Source organism: Tabrizicola sp., assembly GCF_041919135.1.
Taxonomy (GTDB): Bacteria; Pseudomonadota; Alphaproteobacteria; order Rhodobacterales; family Rhodobacteraceae; genus Tabrizicola.
On record NZ_JAYRUJ010000007.1, the window covers coordinates 117,165 to 133,298 of the forward strand.

Annotated in this window: 14 protein-coding genes; 12 read left to right on the top strand and 2 right to left on the bottom strand. The window is 68.3% G+C overall.

The annotated features are described in order from the left end of the window. Positions 1-158: 158 nt before the first annotated feature. From ACE3UA_RS07580 to ACE3UA_RS07595, 4 genes are all read left to right on the top strand, one after another. A complete protein-coding gene (locus ACE3UA_RS07580) occupies positions 159-1,052 on the top strand; it encodes a phosphoadenosine phosphosulfate reductase (RefSeq protein WP_374643811.1) in 894 nt (297 codons plus the stop codon). Positions 1,053-1,146: 94 nt separating this feature from the next. After that, positions 1,147-2,187, top strand: a complete 1,041-nt coding sequence (pyrC, locus tag ACE3UA_RS07585) for a dihydroorotase (RefSeq protein WP_374643864.1) — start codon at positions 1,147-1,149, stop codon at positions 2,185-2,187. A gap of 85 nt (positions 2,188-2,272) precedes the next feature. After that, the gene (locus tag ACE3UA_RS07590) at positions 2,273-2,950 is read left to right on the top strand and encodes an orotate phosphoribosyltransferase (RefSeq protein WP_374643812.1); all 678 of its coding nucleotides are present in this window, start codon (positions 2,273-2,275) and stop codon (positions 2,948-2,950) included. Between the two features lie 216 nt (positions 2,951-3,166). After that, positions 3,167-4,690 carry a replicative DNA helicase gene (locus tag ACE3UA_RS07595; RefSeq protein ID WP_374643813.1) on the top strand — a complete coding sequence of 508 codons (1,524 nt, stop codon included), beginning with the start codon at positions 3,167-3,169 and terminating at the stop codon, positions 4,688-4,690. Between the two features lie 26 nt (positions 4,691-4,716). On the opposite strand, the gene ACE3UA_RS07600 is transcribed toward ACE3UA_RS07595, so the two are convergent. Further along, positions 4,717-6,636 (bottom strand): heavy metal translocating P-type ATPase, encoded by a 1,920-nt coding sequence (locus ACE3UA_RS07600; RefSeq protein ID WP_374643814.1) that lies wholly within the window; start codon positions 6,634-6,636, stop codon positions 4,717-4,719. 122 nt (positions 6,637-6,758) lie between these two features. On the opposite strand from ACE3UA_RS07600, the gene alr reads away from it, so the two are divergent. The 8 genes from alr to ACE3UA_RS07640 all read left to right on the top strand — a co-directional run bounded on the left by alr (position 6,759) and on the right by ACE3UA_RS07640 (position 14,963). Next, complete coding sequence (gene alr, locus ACE3UA_RS07605) at positions 6,759-7,808, top strand: alanine racemase (protein WP_374643815.1); 1,050 nt, start codon at positions 6,759-6,761, stop codon at positions 7,806-7,808. Then, positions 7,805-8,581: an MlaE family ABC transporter permease gene (locus ACE3UA_RS07610; RefSeq protein ID WP_374643816.1), complete on the top strand. Its 777-nt coding sequence runs from the start codon at positions 7,805-7,807 to the stop codon at positions 8,579-8,581. Before alr ends, ACE3UA_RS07610 begins: the two co-directional genes overlap by 4 nt. After that, positions 8,578-9,324: an ABC transporter ATP-binding protein gene (locus ACE3UA_RS07615; protein ID WP_374643817.1), complete on the top strand. Its 747-nt coding sequence runs from the start codon at positions 8,578-8,580 to the stop codon at positions 9,322-9,324. The genes ACE3UA_RS07610 and ACE3UA_RS07615 overlap by 4 nt, the downstream gene beginning before the upstream one ends. 91 nt (positions 9,325-9,415) lie before the next feature. After that, the gene (locus tag ACE3UA_RS07620) at positions 9,416-9,841 is read left to right on the top strand and encodes a paraquat-inducible protein A (RefSeq protein ID WP_374643818.1); all 426 of its coding nucleotides are present in this window, start codon (positions 9,416-9,418) and stop codon (positions 9,839-9,841) included. A gap of 102 nt (positions 9,842-9,943) precedes the next feature. Further along, positions 9,944-11,299: a DNA repair protein RadA gene (radA, locus tag ACE3UA_RS07625; protein ID WP_374643819.1), complete on the top strand. Its 1,356-nt coding sequence runs from the start codon at positions 9,944-9,946 to the stop codon at positions 11,297-11,299. 32 nt (positions 11,300-11,331) lie between these two features. Further along, positions 11,332-11,961, top strand: a complete 630-nt coding sequence (locus ACE3UA_RS07630) for a CvpA family protein (protein WP_374643820.1) — start codon at positions 11,332-11,334, stop codon at positions 11,959-11,961. Between the two features lie 97 nt (positions 11,962-12,058). After that, positions 12,059-13,522 (top strand): amidophosphoribosyltransferase, encoded by a 1,464-nt coding sequence (gene purF / locus ACE3UA_RS07635; protein ID WP_374643821.1) that lies wholly within the window; start codon positions 12,059-12,061, stop codon positions 13,520-13,522. Positions 13,523-14,306: 784 nt separating this feature from the next. Beyond that, a complete protein-coding gene (locus tag ACE3UA_RS07640) occupies positions 14,307-14,963 on the top strand; it encodes an SDR family NAD(P)-dependent oxidoreductase (RefSeq protein ID WP_374643822.1) in 657 nt (218 codons plus the stop codon). 63 nt (positions 14,964-15,026) lie between these two features. Here ACE3UA_RS07640 and ACE3UA_RS07645 read toward each other — a convergent pair whose 3' ends face one another. After that, positions 15,027-16,133, bottom strand: coding sequence for a cystathionine gamma-lyase (locus ACE3UA_RS07645; protein WP_374643823.1), 1,107 nt, complete (start codon positions 16,131-16,133; stop codon positions 15,027-15,029). Between the last annotated feature and the right edge of the window lies 1 nt (position 16,134).

A 16,134-nucleotide genomic window follows, 5' to 3' on the forward strand; every position in this document is an offset into this window, starting at 1 on the left:
CGGGGTTGCCGGACCCGGCGCGGCGGAAACAGTCGGTCCGGCTTGTTGCCGGGCATGCGGGGAATCCCAGGTGCAACGCCTTGTCGTGGCTTGATTTTCGCCTCATTGTGACCGGGCAAGAGTGCGAGTTTTGCCCAGTCGATTGAAGGCCGATAGCTATGCACGATCCGAACGCGCCTCCTGACTGGCAGCGCGCCATGCTTTCGATTGCCGAGGGCGATGGCGACTTTCTGCCGCTGGGCGACCGGCATTACGCCTTCTTCGCGGAAGAACGGCCGCTTCTCCTGGTGACCTTCGAGGATGCCGCCGCCCTGCGCGAGCGCACGGATAACCTGCCCGAATTCTATCAGATGGCCCGGGCGCGCGGCTGGTCGCTTCTGACCATCCTGTCGGAGGGCGACAGCTGGTGGCGCGATCCGGCGGTGTTCCGCTATTTCGACCGGCTGGCCGACGACGGGTTCCTTGAGGATTTCGACCGGGTGGTCTTCTACGGCGCGGGGCCTTCGGGCTATGCGGCGGCGGCCTATTCGATCACGGCGCCGGGGGCCGAACTGGTGCTGGTCGCGCCGCGCGCCACGCTGGACCCCGCGCTCGCCGGCTGGGACGAGCGCCACCGCACCGCGCGGCGGCTGAACTTCCGCAGCCGCTATGGCTATGCGCCGGACATGACGGAAAGCGCGTCCCGGGTCTGGCTGATCCACGATCCGCTGCACCGGCCCGATGCGATGCATGCGGCCCTGTTCCAGCGCCCCTGGGTCACGCCGCTGCGCGCCCGCTATACCGGCGAGGGGACCGAGGACACGCTGAAGGAAATGCGCATCCTGGACCGGATCCTGGAGGCAGCGATGGAGGGCAAGTTCTCGGCCGAATATTTCTCGTGGCTCTGGCGCGGGCGGCGGTCGAACGGCAGCTACCTGCGCACGATCCTGGCGGCGGCGCGGCTGCAGGGCCGGCGCCGGCGCGAGATCATGATCTGCCGCTCGGTCACCTCGCGGCTGAACGCGCCGCGATACGCCCGCCGCCTGGCCGAACTGACCGGGGGCTATGACTGATCACGCGCCGTAGCGGTCGGCCAGCCGGCGGCCTTGCGCAGGATGGACCGCGATGCCACTGGAAACGGGGGCAGGTTTGCGTTACCTGCGGCCCATGCAAGCGATCACCCTGCCCCGCCCCGACGACTGGCACCTGCACCTGCGCGATGGCGCGATGCTGCAGGCCGTGCTGCCGGAAACCGCCCGCCATTTCGCCCGCGCGATCATCATGCCGAACCTGGTGCCGCCGGTGGTGACGCTGGCCGATGCCGCGGCCTACCGCGAGCGGATCCTGGCGGCGCTGCCCGAGGGGACGGCGTTCGAGCCCTTGATGACGCTCTACCTGACCGAGGGGACGGACCCGGCGGATGTGGAGCGTGCGGCGGCCTCGGGGCTGGTGAAGGCGGTGAAGCTGTATCCGGCGGGGGCGACGACGAATTCGGCCTCGGGCGTGCGCGATCTGGACCGGGTCATGCCGGTGCTGGAGCGGATGGCGGCGATCGGCCTGCCCCTGTGCACCCATGGCGAGGTGACGGCGGCGGAGGTCGACATCTTCGACCGCGAGGCGGTGTTCATCGACACGGTGCTGGATCCCCTGCGCCGCCGGTTGCCGGAATTGCGGGTGGTGATGGAACATATCACGACGGAAGAGGGCGCTGCCTATGCCGCCGAGGGCGGCGACAACCTGGCCGCGACGATCACCACGCATCACCTGATCATCAACCGCAACCATATCCTCGCGGGGGGGATCAGGCCGCATTACTATTGCCTGCCCGTCGCCAAGCGCGAGAAGCACCGGCTGGCGCTGCGCAGGGCCGCGACCTCGGGAAGCCCGCGCTATTTCCTCGGCACCGACTCGGCGCCGCATGTCGACGCGCTGAAGGAACATGCCTGCGGCTGCGCGGGCTGTTTCACGGCGACCAATACGCTGAGCCTGCTGGCGCATGTCTTCGAGGAGGAGGGCGCGCTGGACCGGCTGGAGGGCTTTGCCTCGCGCAACGGCCCGGCCTTCTACCGCCTGCCGGTGAACGCTGGCACGATCACGCTGGAGAAGCGCGGCGAGCCCTGTGTCTGGCCGGCGAAGATCGTCTCGGACGCCGGCCCCGTCACCGTCTTCGACCCCGGCTTCCCGGTGCATTGGCACGTTCTCCCCTGATCCGCTCCTCGATGACTTCGTCACTCGTCGCCGTCGCGAGGAGGAGACGAAGTCGAACGACGAGCCCCGCCGAAAGGACCCGCGCATGATCCCCTCGACCTTCCCGCCGAAAGCGGAAATCGCCCGTCTCACCGCCCGCGCGCTGCTGGAGATCAAGGCGGTGCATTTCAACGCCGAGACGCCGTTCACCCTGGCCTCGGGCCTGCCCTCGCCCACCTACATCGACTGCCGCAAGCTGATCAGCTACCCGCGCATCCGCTCCACCCTGATGGATTTCCTCGCCGTCACCGTGATGCGCGAGGCGGGGTTCGAGGCTTTCGACAACATCGCGGGCGGCGAGACGGCGGGCATTCCCTTCGCGGCGCTGGTGGCCGAACGGCTGGTGCTGCCGATGACCTATGTGCGCAAGAAGCCGAAGGGCTATGGCCGCAACGCCCGGATCGAGGGCGCGATGAGCGAGGGCCAGCGCGTGCTGCTGGTCGAGGACCTGACCACCGACGGCGGCTCGAAACTGAGCTTCGTCGATGCGATCCGCGAGACCGGAGCCAGCTGCGGCCATACGGCAGTGATCTTCTACTACGGCATCTTCCCCGACACCGAGGCGAAGCTGGGGGCGCATGGGGTGAAGCTGCACCATCTCTGCACCTGGTGGGACGTGCTGGCCGAGGCGCGGGCACAAGGGTCGTTCGACGCGGGCACGCTGGCCGAGGTCGAGAGCTTCCTGAAGGCGCCCCGCGCCTGGCAGGAGGCCCGCAAGGGCTGATTCCCGCCCTTTGCCGCATCGCGCAGCGCCGCAAAGCCTCTACCAAGGCCTGCCACCGCTCCAAGGGCTAGCTTGACGCTTCATCCGAGGGGCAAGATGTGGTAGGCTCAATCTTGTGGATAAGCGGCTTATGCACAGCTTTCCCCCAACCAATTCCACCGCAGGCCGTGCTAGGCGGTGGGCACCAAAAAGCAGACAAGACGGCTTAGGGCAGACATGACCGAGATCACCGCACTGAGGCCGATGGGGTCGGGGCCGATGGTTCCGGCCGCAACCCCGGCTGCGTCCGAGGCCGAGGTCCTGCCGCACAACATCGAGGCCGAACAGCAGTTGCTGGGCGCGATCCTGACCAACAACGAGGTCTTCGACCGGATCTCGTCGCTGGTGAAGGCCGAGCATTTCTTCGATCCCGTCCACCAGCGCATCTTCGAGGTCGCCGCCGCGCGGATCCAGAAGAACGCGCTGGCCTCTCCCGTCACGCTGAAGGCGTTTCTCGAGGATGATCCGGGGCTGAAGGAACTGGGCGGGCCGGCCTATCTGGTGCGCCTCGCCGGGGCGGCGATCTCGGCCTATGCGGCGCGGGACTATGCGCAGATGGTCTATGACCTGGCGGTGCGGCGGGAACTGATCCAGCTTGGCCGCGACATCGCGGCACAGGCGGCGAAGGTCGAGGTGGCGTCCGAGCCGAAGGACCAGATCATCGAGGCCGAGCAGCGGCTGTACAAGCTGGGCGAACAGGGTGTCGCCGAGCGTGGATTCCAGAGCTTTCTCAAGGCCGTAACCGACGCGGTGAATGTGGCGAACGCCGCCTATCAGCGCGATGGCGGGCTGGCGGGGATTTCCACCGGCCTTGTGGACATGGACAAGAAGCTGGGGGGGCTGCACCCCTCGGACCTCCTGATCCTTGCGGGACGTCCCTCGATGGGCAAGACCTCGCTGGCCACCAACATCGCCTTCAACATCGTCAAGGCCTACAAGCGCGGCCGTCTGCCCGACGGGACCGAAGGCGCGGTCGAGGGCGGCGCGGTCGGGTTCTTCAGCCTGGAGATGAGCGCCGAGCAGCTGGCGGCGCGGATCCTGTCGGAAGCGGCCGAGGTGCCCTCGGAACAGATCCGGCGCGGCGACATGACGGAACAGGAATTCCGCCGTTTCGTCGAGGCGGCCAAGGCGCTGGAATCCTGCCCGCTCTACATCGACGACACCCCCGCCCTGCCGATTTCGCAGGTGGCGGCGCGCGCACGGCGGCTGAAGCGGACGCATGGGCTGGATGTGCTGATCATCGACTATTTGCAGCTCCTGAAGGGTTCGTCCAAGGACAACCGGGTGCAGGAGGTCAGCGAGATCACGCAAGGGCTGAAGGCGATCGCGAAGGAGCTGAACATTCCGGTCATTGCGCTGTCGCAGCTGAGCCGCGCGGTGGAGTCCCGCGACGACAAGCGGCCGCAGCTCAGCGACCTGCGGGAATCCGGCTCGATCGAGCAGGACGCCGACGTGGTGATGTTCGTCTTCCGCGAGGAATATTACCGCGAGCGGGAGAAGCCCGGCGATCACGAGTTGGAAAAGATGGCGCAGTGGCAGGCGCTGATGGAATCGGTGCATGGCAAGGCCGAGGTCATCATCGGCAAGCAGCGCCACGGGCCGATCGGCACGGTGGAACTGTCGTTCGAGGGCCGCTTCACCCGTTTCGGCAACCTCGCGAAGCCCTGGCAGGGCTCGGGCGGGCCGGACGTCGGCTTCTGAGGACGGCCGGTGCGCTGTAGCGCACCCTACGCGGGGGACCGGGTGCGGATCGGGTCGGCGAGGAGGCGCAGGCCGTTCAGCACGACGAGAAGCGTCCCGCCCTCATGCCCGATCACCGCCAGGGGCAGCGGCAGTTCGAAGAAGAGGCCGCCGGCGACCAGAACCACCATCGCGCCAAGCGCCAGCGTGAGGTTCTGCCGGATGATCCGCGCGGTCCGGCGGGCGAGCGCCTGGGCGGCGGCCAGCTTGCGCAGGTCCTCGGCCATCAGCGCGACATCGGCGGCCTGCAGCGCCACCTCGCTGCCCGCGACGCCCATGGCGACGCCGACATCGGCCCGCGCCAGGGCCGCGGCATCGTTCACCCCGTCGCCGATGAAGGCCACCCGGCCGCGCGTGGCGGCCTCGTTCACCAGCTTGACCTTGTCGGCCGGCAGGAGGGCGGCGTGGATCTCGTCGGGCGCGAGGCCGAGGCCCATGCCGATCCGCTCGGCCACCGGGCGGCGGTCGCCGGTCATCATCAGTATCTCGGCGCCGCTGGCCTTGAGCGCGGCCAGAGCGGGGGCGGAGGTGGTGCGCGGCTCGTCCGCGACGGTCACCGCGCCAAGGACATGCGCGCCGCGGCCGAGGAGGACCAGCGTCTCGGCCCCGGTTTCCATCGCGGCGAAATCGGGCGGCATCGCGGCCCCGACGCGGGCCAGCATCCTGGCGTTGCCGGCCCAGAGCGGCCCGCCTGCGTCCCAGCCGGTGATCCCCTCGGAGGGGAAGGAGCGCATGTCGCTGATCCGGGCGGGGGTGACGCCGCGCCGGGCGGCCTCGCGCAGGATCGCGGCGGCGATCGGATGTTCGGAATGCGCCTCGAGCCCGGCGATCAGGGCCAGGAACTCCTCCTCGCCGCCGTCAAGGGCATGCAGGCCGGTCACGGCCGCTTCGCCGGTGGTCAGCGTGCCGGTCTTGTCGAAGGCGAAGGTCCGGACCTCGGCCAGCCCTTCCAGCGCCGCGCCGCCCTTGAACAGCACCCCCCCGCGCGCCGCCGCCGAAAGCGCCGAAAGGATCGCGGCCGGGACCGAGATCACCACGGCGCAGGGGCTGGCCGCGACCAGGACCGTCGCGGCGCGGTAAAGCGCCTCGCCCCCCGGCAGGCCCCAGAGCCGGAAGCCGAGGAAGGACAGGGCCGAGCCCAGGAGGACGAAGATCGTGTAACGCTGGCCGAACCAGTCGGAGAAGCGTTCCGAAGGCGAGCGCATCGCCTGCGCCTCGGTCACCAGGCGGATCATCTGCGCCACCGTACTGGTGGCGAGCGGGCGCAGCACCTCGACCGTGAGAATGCCGTCCAGGTTCACCGTCGCCTCATGCACCGGATTGCCCAATTCCTTGCGGACGGGCAGCGACTCGCCGGTCACGGTGCTTTCGTCCATATGGCCCGAGCCGGCGACGACCCGGCCGTCGACCGGCACCCGCGCGCCGGGACGCAGGATCACCCGGTCGCCGGGGACCAGCACCTCGACCGCGACCTCCTCGACCCCGCCGGGCCCCTGGCGCAGCGCGGTTTCCGGGCGCAGCTGCATCAGCGCCTCGACCGCGCGGCGGGCCTTGCCCATGGCGCGGTGTTCGAGCGTCTGCGACAGCGAGAAGAGCGCCAGCAGCACCGCCCCTTCCAGGAAGGCGCCCACCGCAGCGGCGGCCAGGGCGGCGACCACCATCAAGAGGTCGATGTCGAGCTTGCGGTCCTGCCACAGCTCCTCCAGGGCCGAGCGGGCGGCGGGTAGCCCCCCGGTCAGGAAGGCGAGGAGAAGCGCGGTCCAGGTGAGGCCGGGCGGCAGCGGATGCAGGAAGGCATCGACCGTGGCGATGGTCAGGCCGATCCAGCACAGGACGGTCAGGTATAGCCGCGCGGTCTCGCCCTCGTGGGCATGGCTGTGTGCGTGGCTGTGTCCGGCGGTGGTCAAGACCGACTCTCCGACATGGCTGATGCAGGGCTACACTCGCCCGGCGGCACGGAAAGGACAAGGGCGGGCGGCGCGGCCGAATTTCCCTTGACCCCGCGAGCGGCCCGGCCGAAACAGCGGGAATGTCGACTGCAACCCTGACGATTGACCTTGATGCGATAGCCGCGAACTGGCGTTCCCTGGACCGGATGACCGGCCCCGGCGTGCAGACGGCCGCGGTGGTGAAGGCCGATGCCTATGGGCTGGGCGTGACGCGGGTGGCGCGCGCGCTGGCCCATGCGGGCGCGCGGCGGTTCTTCGTGGCCTATGCCGAGGAAGGGGCCGCGGTGCGCCAGGCTCTGGGGCCGGGACCGCAGGTTGCAGTGCTTTCGGGCCATATGGCGGGCGATACCGAGATGATCCACGACCTGGATCTGACGCCGATGCTGAACAGCCTGGAACAGATCACCCGGCATCTGGAGGCCCTGCCCGGCCATGCCTTCGGCGTGCAGCTGGACACCGGCATGAACCGGCTGGGCGTCGAGATGCTGGAATGGCAGGCGGTGGCGCCGATCCTGCTGGAGGCGGGGCCGGAGCTGCTGATGAGCCACCTCGCCTGCGCCGATGAGTCGCAGCATCCGCTGAACGAGGCGCAGCTTGCCACCTTCCATGCGATGACCGACGGCACCGGCCTGCCGCGCAGCCTGGCCGCGACGGGCGGGATCCTTCTCGGCCCGCGCTATCACTTCGACCTCACGCGCCCCGGCGTCGGCCTTTTCGGCGGCCTGCCGCATGTGGCGGCGCAGCCGGTGGTCACGCTCTCGCTGCCGGTGATCCAGACCCGCGAGGTCGAGCCCGGCGAGGCGGTGGGCTATGGCTGCGCCTGGGTGGCCGAGCGGCCCTCGGTGATCGCCACCGTCGGCGGCGGCTATGCCGACGGGCTGCCGCGCACGCTGTCGAACAAGGCGCGGCTCTGGGATGGCGACACGCCCTGCCCGCTGGTCGGGCGGGTGTCGATGGACGTGATCACGGTCGACATCACCCATCTGCCGGAAGTGCCGCGCAGCCTGGACATCCTGGGCCCGCATCAGGGCGTGGATGCGCTGGCGGGGGTGGGCGGGACCATCGGCTACGAGATGCTGACCTCGCTCGGCCGCCGCTACCAGCGCCGCCACCAGGAGCGCGGCGCGTGACCGCAGCCTTCGGCGCCCTCGGCCGCCCGGTGCTGCAGGCGCTGGCCGCCCTGGGACGGGTGGCGCTCTTTGCCGCAAGCGTGCTGGGCCACATCCTGCGCCCGCCCTTCTACCTGCGCGAGCTGGGGCTGGCGGTGCTGCAGATCGGCTGGTTCTCGCTGCCCGTGGTCGGGCTGACCGCGATCTTCACCGGCGGCGCGCTGGCGTTGCAGATCTATGCCGGCGGGTCGCGTTTCAACGCCGAATCCGTGGTGCCCTCCATCGTCGCCATCGGCATGACGCGGGAACTGGGGCCGGTGCTGGGCGGGCTGATGGTGGCGGCGCGGGTGGCCTCCTCCATCGCGGCCGAGATCGGCACGATGAAGGTGACCGAACAGATCGACGCGCTGGTGACGCTTTCGACCAACCCGCTGAAATATCTTGCCGTTCCGCGCGTGCTGGCCGCGACGCTGGCGATGCCGGTGCTGGTGGCGGCGGGCGATGCCATCGGGATCATGGGCGGCTGGCTGGTGGGGATCACCCGGCTGGATTTCAACTCGGCCGCCTATCTGAAGAACACGGTCGATTTCCTGGAGGGCTGGGACATCGGCTCGGGCCTGGTCAAGGGCGCGGTCTTCGGCTTCATCGTGGCGCTGATGGGCTGCTATCACGGGATGAACTCGGCGCGGGGCGCGCAGGGCGTGGGGGCGGCGACCAAGGCGGCGGTGGTCTCGGCCAGCGTGCTGATCCTGGCCGCGAACTATGTCCTGACCGAGGTCTTCTTCACCACATGATCGAGCTGCGCGAGGTCCACAAGCATTTCGGCGCCAACCGGGTCCTGCAGGGGGTGAACCTGACCGTGGCCTCGGGCACGTCGATGGTGATCATCGGCGGCTCGGGGACGGGCAAGTCGGTGCTGCTGAAATGCATCCTGGGGCTGGTGCGGCCCGATTCCGGCGCGATCACGCTGGACGGGCAGGACGTGACCCGGGCCGACCGCGACGCCTTCCTGTCGCGCTTCGGGATGCTGTTCCAGGGCGGCGCGCTGTTCGACAGCCTGCGGGTCTGGGAGAACGTCGCCTTCCGCCTGATGCGCGGCGCGACGGCCCTGCCCAAGGACCGGGCGCGCGAGGTCGCGGTCGAGAAACTGCGCCGCGTGGGGTTGAAGCCCGCCGTTGCCGATCTCTACCCGGCCGAGCTTTCCGGCGGGATGCAGAAGCGCGTGGGCCTCGCCCGCGCCATCGCCGCCGAGCCCGAGATCATCTTCTTCGACGAGCCGACCACCGGCCTCGACCCGATCATGGCCGGCGTGATCAACGCGCTGATCCGCGAGATCGTGACCGAGATGGGCGCGACGGCGATGACGATCACGCATGACATGACCTCGGTCCGGGCGATCGCCGACAATGTGGCGATGCTGCATGGCGGGGTGATCCGCTGGACCGGGCCGGTCTCGGACCTGGACGCGACGCCAGACCCTTATGTCCAGCAGTTCATCCACGGAAGGGCGGAAGGACCGATCGAGAGCCTGCGCTGAACGCGGGCTGATCTTGCTCTTTTTCCAAATACTCCACGGGGGTCCGGGGGTGTGAAACCCCCGGTCCGACACCAGCCACAGGGGGACGCCGTTGAAATACCTGAACCTCGCCCTCCTCCTCCTCTTCCCCATCGCCTGGTTCGCCCCCCTTCTCCGCGCGGCGATCCTGCCGATCTTCGGGATGGACGAGATCAGCGTGATCACCGGGCTGCAGTCCCTCTGGGAATCCGACGCGGCGCTCGCGCTTCTCGTCACCTTCCTTGCGGTCTTCGCGCCCTATGCCAAGACCATCGGCCTGGCGCTTCTGCACTGGAACCTGCTGTCGCCGCGCGTGCTTCCGGCGCTGGAGATCCTGGGCAAGCTCGCCATGGCCGATGTCTTCCTGGTTGCGCTCTATGTCGTGATCGCCAAGGGCGCGGGCATGGTGACGGTGGAAGTGGCCTGGGGGCTTTACCTCTTCACCGGCTGCGTGCTGGCCTCGGCGCTGATTTCCTGGCGGTCGAGGCGGGACGGCTGAGCGGGGCGCGATTTCCGAACGGAAATCGTCCCGGAAATCGAACGATTTCCGGCGCGCTCCTTGCCTTGATGCTGCCCAATATTCCCGGCATTGTCGCGCCTGATGAAACAGACAGCCTCCTTCACCTGCTCGGCCTGCGGTGCGAGCCATCGCAAATGGGCGGGCAAATGCGATGCCTGCGGCGGGTGGAACACCATCGTCGAGGAGGCGCCGCTCTCCACCGGCCCCAGGGCGCTGGCGGCGCGGGGGCGCGCCATCCCCTTGACCGACCTTGCCACCGAGGAAGCGCCGCCACCCCGCGCCTCCTCGGGCATCGACGAGCTGGACCGGGTGCTGGGCGGCGGGCTGGTCCCGGCCTCGGCGATCCTGGTCGGGGGCGATCCGGGGATCGGCAAGTCGACGCTTCTTCTGCAGGCCGCGGCAAGTTTCGCGCGCAGGGGGTTGAAATGCCTCTATATCTCGGGCGAGGAAGCCTCGGCCCAGGTCAGGATGCGGGCGCAGCGGCTGGGGCTTTCGGATGCTCCGGTCGGCCTTGGGGCCGAGACCAACCTGCGCGACATCCTGACGACGCTGGATTCCGAGCGGCCTGCCCTGGCGGTGATCGATTCGATCCAGACCATGTGGCTGGACCAGGTCGAGGCCGCGCCCGGCTCGGTCTCCCAGGTCCGGGCGGCGGCGCATGAGCTGGTGACCTTCGCCAAGCGGCGCGGCGTGGCGGTGATCCTGGTCGGCCATGTCACCAAGGAGGGCCAGATCGCCGGGCCCCGCGTGGTCGAGCATATGGTCGATACCGTGCTGTACTTCGAGGGCGAGCGCGGCCACCAGTTCCGCATCCTGCGCGCGGTGAAGAACCGCTTCGGCCCGGCGGACGAGATCGGCGTCTTCGAGATGACCGGCGGCGGTCTGGCGCAGGTGCCGAACCCCTCGGCCCTGTTCCTGGCCAACCGCGACCAGCCTGCCCCCGGCTCTGCCGTCTTCGCCGGGATCGAGGGCACGCGGCCGGTCCTGACCGAAATCCAGGCCCTTGTCGCCCCCTCCACCCTCGCCAGCCCGCGCCGGACGGTGGTGGGGCTGGACGGGGGCCGGGTCTCGACCATCCTTGCGGTGCTCGAGGCGCGGTGCGGCATCCCCTTCACCGGGCTGGACGTGTTCCTGAACGTGGCCGGCGGGCTGCGGGTCAGCGAGCCGGCCGCCGATCTGGCGGTGGCGGGGGCGCTCCTGTCGGCCCGGGAAGATGTGGCAATTCCGCCAGAAATGGTGCTTTTCGGGGAAATCAGCCTCTCGGGGGCCTTGCGTCCCGTGGGCCAGACGGAAAACAGATTGAAAGAGGCCAGCAAACTTGGTTTCTCACAGGCGACCTTGCCCTCGCAATCCAAGATCGAGGGCGGCGCGGGCATGCAGATCCGGGCGATGCCCGACCTGACCGCCTTCGTCGGCGAAATGTTCGGGGCGGGATAAGCCCATGCAGAAGAACGGAATGGGGACAGAAGATGGAAAACTTGACCGCGGTTGACGGTGGTGCGGCGCTCATCATCCTCGTCTCGGCGATCCTCGCCTTCTCGCGCGGGCTGGTGCGCGAGTTGATGGCGATCGTCGGCTGGATCGGCGCCGCCATCGCCGCCTATTACTTCGCCCCCGGGGTGCAGCCCCTGGTCAAGGAACTGCCGGTGGTGGGCGAGTTCCTCTCCGACAGCTGCGAGCTTTCGGTGGTCGCGGCCTTTGCCGGGGTCTTCGTGGTCGGCCTGATCGTTGCCGCGCTGTTCACCCCGCTCTTTTCCGGCGCGGTGCAGCGGTCGGCGATCGGTGGCATCGACCAGGCGCTCGGCTTCCTCTTCGGCGTGGCGCGTGGCGTCCTGCTGATCGCGATCGGCTTCATCGTCTATGACCGGGTGCTGTCGGACCAGGCGATCCCGATGGTGGACAATTCGCGCACCGCGCTGGTCTTCGCCAATTTCCAGGCCCAGATCGACCAGAACATCCCCACCGATGCTCCGGGCTGGATCGTGGACCGCTACAACGACCTGACCAATATCTGCGCCACCGGCGCCGCACCCGAGCCGGCGACCCCGGCCCCTGCCCCGGCTGCCCCGGCCCCCGCCGCCCCGGCCACGAACGGGTGATCGGGCCGCAATCCGGCGTTTCAGGGCGTGACACGGCGACGCGGCTGACTTAAATCAGCCGCAACTGCCCTGAACGGCCCAGACAGGATTCGGACGTATGGCTCCTTTCCGCTCCCACCCCTTCGACGACGACAAGCTGAAGGAGGAATGCGGGATCTTCGGCGTCGTCGGTGTCGCCGATGCGGCGAACTTCGTGGCGCTCGGCCTGCATGCGCTGCAGCACCGCGGGCAAGAGGCCGGGGGGATCGTCAGCCATCATCCCGACCATGGCTTCAACTCGGCCCGTCGCTTCGGCTATGTCCGCGACAACTTCACCAAGGCCGATGTGATGGACACCCTGCCGGGGGCGCTTGCCATCGGCCATGTGCGCTATTCCACCGCCGGGTCCAAGGGCGCGACCGCGATCCGCGACGTGCAGCCCTTCTTCGGCGAATTCTCGATGGGCGGCTGCGCGATCGCGCACAACGGCAACCTGACCAATGCCGCGGCGCTGCGGCGCGAGCTGATCGAGCGCGGGTCGATCTTCCAGTCCTCCTCGGACAGCGAATGCATCATCCACCTGATGGCGCGCTCGATCCAGCAGAACCTTTCCGAGCGGATCAAGGATGCGCTGCGCCGGGTCGAGGGCGCGTTCTCGGTGGTCGCCATGACCCGGACCAAGCTGATCGGCGTCCGCGACCCCCTTGGCGTGCGTCCCCTCGTGTTGGGCCGGCTTGGCGACCACGGCTGGGCGCTGTCCTCCGAGACCTGCGCCCTGGATATCATCGGCGCCGAATTCGTCCGCGAGATCGAGCCGGGCGAGATGGTGGTGATCGAGGGCAACAAGGTGAACTCCACCCGCCCCTTCGCCCCGGCGAAACCCCGTTTCTGCATCTTCGAGAACGTCTATTTCAGCCGCCCCGACAGCATCATCGGCGGGCGTTCGGTCTATGAGACCCGCCGCCAGATCGGCGTGGAACTGGCGCGCGAGGCCCCGGTCGAGGCCGATCTCGTCTGCCCGGTGCCGGACAGCGGTACCCCGGCGGCCATCGGCTACAGCCAGGAAAGCGGCATCCCCTATGCGATGGGGATCATCCGCAACCAGTACATGGGCCGGACCTTCATCGAGCCGACCGACCATATCCGCAACATGGGCGTGCGGCTGAAGCTGAACGTCAACCGCGCGCTGATCAAAGGGAAGCGCGTGATCCTGGTCGACGACAGCGTGGTGCGCGGCACCACCAGCCGCAAGATCAAGGACATGATCCTCGAGGCCGGAGCGGCCGAGGTGCATTTCCGCATCGCCTCGCCGCCCACGGCCTGGCCCTGCTTCTACGGCGTCGACACGCCCGAACGCTCGAAACTCCTCGCCGCGACGATGAGCGAGGACGAGATGCGCGACTGGATCGGGGTCGACAGCCTGAAGTTCATCTCGCTCGACGGCCTCTACCGCGCCGCCGGCGAGGCCGCGGGCCGCGACCCGGCCAACCCGAAGTTCTGCGACGCCTGCTTCTCGGGCGACTATCCGGTCGCCCCCTCGGACAAGATCGAGGAAGGCTTCCAGATGAAGGCGGCCGAGTGACGATGCGAATCTCCTTCGCAGGTGATCGGGTTGGGTTTGGTCTCAGGTCTTCGTCGCTCGACTGCCCTATGGAACCCGGACGCAGACCTCAAAGTTCCTTCAGCCTGGACCCAAAATGGATCGACCTAACACCGGCATATGATCCAACCGGCCGGGCATCGGAATTGGACTTATTGCAGGACGCTACAATTGACCTGTCAACCTACTCAGTGACACTGGACTGGCGCCCGGGGACCTCGAAGGATGCTAGCCTAAGTTATTCGGATGAACTTAGACTGAGGGGACTTGCTAAGGTTGAAAGTGAGGACTGCAAGACGATCTTGTCCGTGTATGAGAATCGCCTCTTTGTTACCTGCTTCCTCCCCGAAGAAACTTACGCCTACTTTCTGAGGCTGTGCGAGGACTTTGCCTCATGGCCAAATCCCAAGGGATACTCCGGGCGGGCCGAACTGCCGATATTGCACAATGGCCTTCTCGCAGCGATGAATCCGCAAGGTTTTTTCGCGTTCTTGGCGGGAGAGTTACCATTATACAGTAATCGGTGGCTCGGTTTTAGTGTATTCCAAAATTGCGAAATCCCCGTGCCTCCTACAGATTGGGAAAAACATCAGCATCACTTCTCCCAAGTGTGAGATTATAAAGCGCGATAAATGGGGCTTAGTGAGCGGAAGCATCTCCCCCCGACGGGCTGAGGTCGCAAGGGTCCGGGCAACTCCCCCTTGCCATTTGCTCTTTTCAAAAATACTCCCGCCGGAGGCTCCGACGCCGCCACAAAGGACTGCGCATGACCCAGAAGATCGCTCTCGTCACCGGCGCCTCGCGCGGACTGGGTTCCGCCATCGCCGAACAACTCGCGCTCCGGGGCTGGCAGGTGGTGGCCGTGGCCCGCACCGTCGGCGGGCTCGAGGAACTGGACGACCGGGTGAAGGCGGCGGGCCTGCCGGGGGCGGGCGGGCTGACGCTCGCGCCGATGGATGTGACCAAGGACGATGCGATGCGGCATCTGTGCCGGTCCATCCACGACCGCTGGGGCGGGCTGGGGCTCTGGGTCCATGCCGCGATCCATGCCGCCCCGCTGGCCCCGGCCGGGCATCTCGACCAGAAGGACTGGGACAAATCGCTGGCCACCAACACCCGCGCCACCGGGATGCTGATCCCGATGGTCGAGCCGCTTCTGAAGGCGCATCGGGGCACGGCGCTGTTCCTCGATGATCCGCAGGCGGGCAAGCCCTTCTTCGGCGCCTACGGCGCGACCAAGGCGGCGCAGATCGCGCTGGCGCAAAGCTGGCAGGCCGAGAACGCGAAGCACGGCCCCCGCGTGGTGATCGCGACCCCGGCGGGAATGCCGACCGCGACCCGCGCCCGCTTCTTCCCCGGCGAGGACCGGACGAAGCTGGCCGATCCCCGGGCCGAGGCCGCCCGGATCATCGACGGGCTCTGAGCGGGGATCGAAAATCCTTGAGCAAGGATTTTGTCAAATTTCTTGCTTAAGAAATTTGGCCCCTTACCCAGGCAGCGCGCCGCTGATCCCGCGCCAAAGCTCCTCGACCGGCTCGATCCCGACCGACAGGCGGATGAAACCCTCGGGCACCGCATCGCCCCAGCGCGCGCGGCGTTCGGCCGAGGAATGGGTCGCGCCGAAGCTGGTGGATTGCGCCAGATAGGGACAGGCGGACAGGAACCGCTCGGCCACCCCGGCATCGGCCAGGGTGAAGCCGATCAGGAAGCCGCCGTTGGCCATCTGGCTGCCGACCAGCCGGTGCGATGCATCGCCCGGCAGGCCGGGATGGCGCAGGTCGCGCACCGCGGGATGGGCGGCAAGCCGTTCGGCGATGGTCCGGGCCGAGGCGCACATCCGCTCCAGCCGCAATTCCAGCGTTTCGAGTCCCCGGTGCAGAAGCCAGGCCTCGAAAGGCCCCAGCGTCGCGCCGGAAAGCCGCCGCCAGTCGCGCACCCGCGCCACCAGCGCCGGATCGCGCCCCGCGACATGGCCGGCCAGGAGGTCGGAATGACCGCCGGGGGCCTTGGTGTCGGCGGCGACGACCAGATCGGCGCCAAGGTCCAGCGGGCGCTGCAGGAACGGGGTCATCGTGGTATTGTCCACCACCACCCGCGCCCCCGCCGCACGCGCCCGCGCCGCGACCGCGCTTATGTCGCAGACCTCGAGACCGGGGTTCGACGGCGTTTCCATATAGACCAGCGCCGCCCCGCTGAAATCGGCCGTGTCATAGCCCGTGGTCGGCAGGAAATCCGCCGTGACGCCCAGCCCGCGCAGGAAATCCGTCGCCAGCACCCGCGTCACGTAATAGCCGTCGGCGGGCAGGATCACCCGGTCGCCCGCCTTGAGGCAGGCGAAGAGCGCGGCCGAGATCGCGGCCATGCCGGAGGGGAAGACGACGGTCTCGGCCTCCTCCAGCAGCGAGAGTTGGGCTTCAAGCTCGCTCCAGCCGGGATTGCCGGCGCGGGCATAGCCATAGGCCCCGGTGCCGTTCGCGGGCAGGTGGAAGGTCGTGGCCGGGGTGATCGGCGGTGCGATCGGCTCGCCGGGGGCAAGTCCCGCCTTGCGGTGGTGCAGAAGCCGCGCGGCGCGGCGGGCGGTGTCATCGGGCATG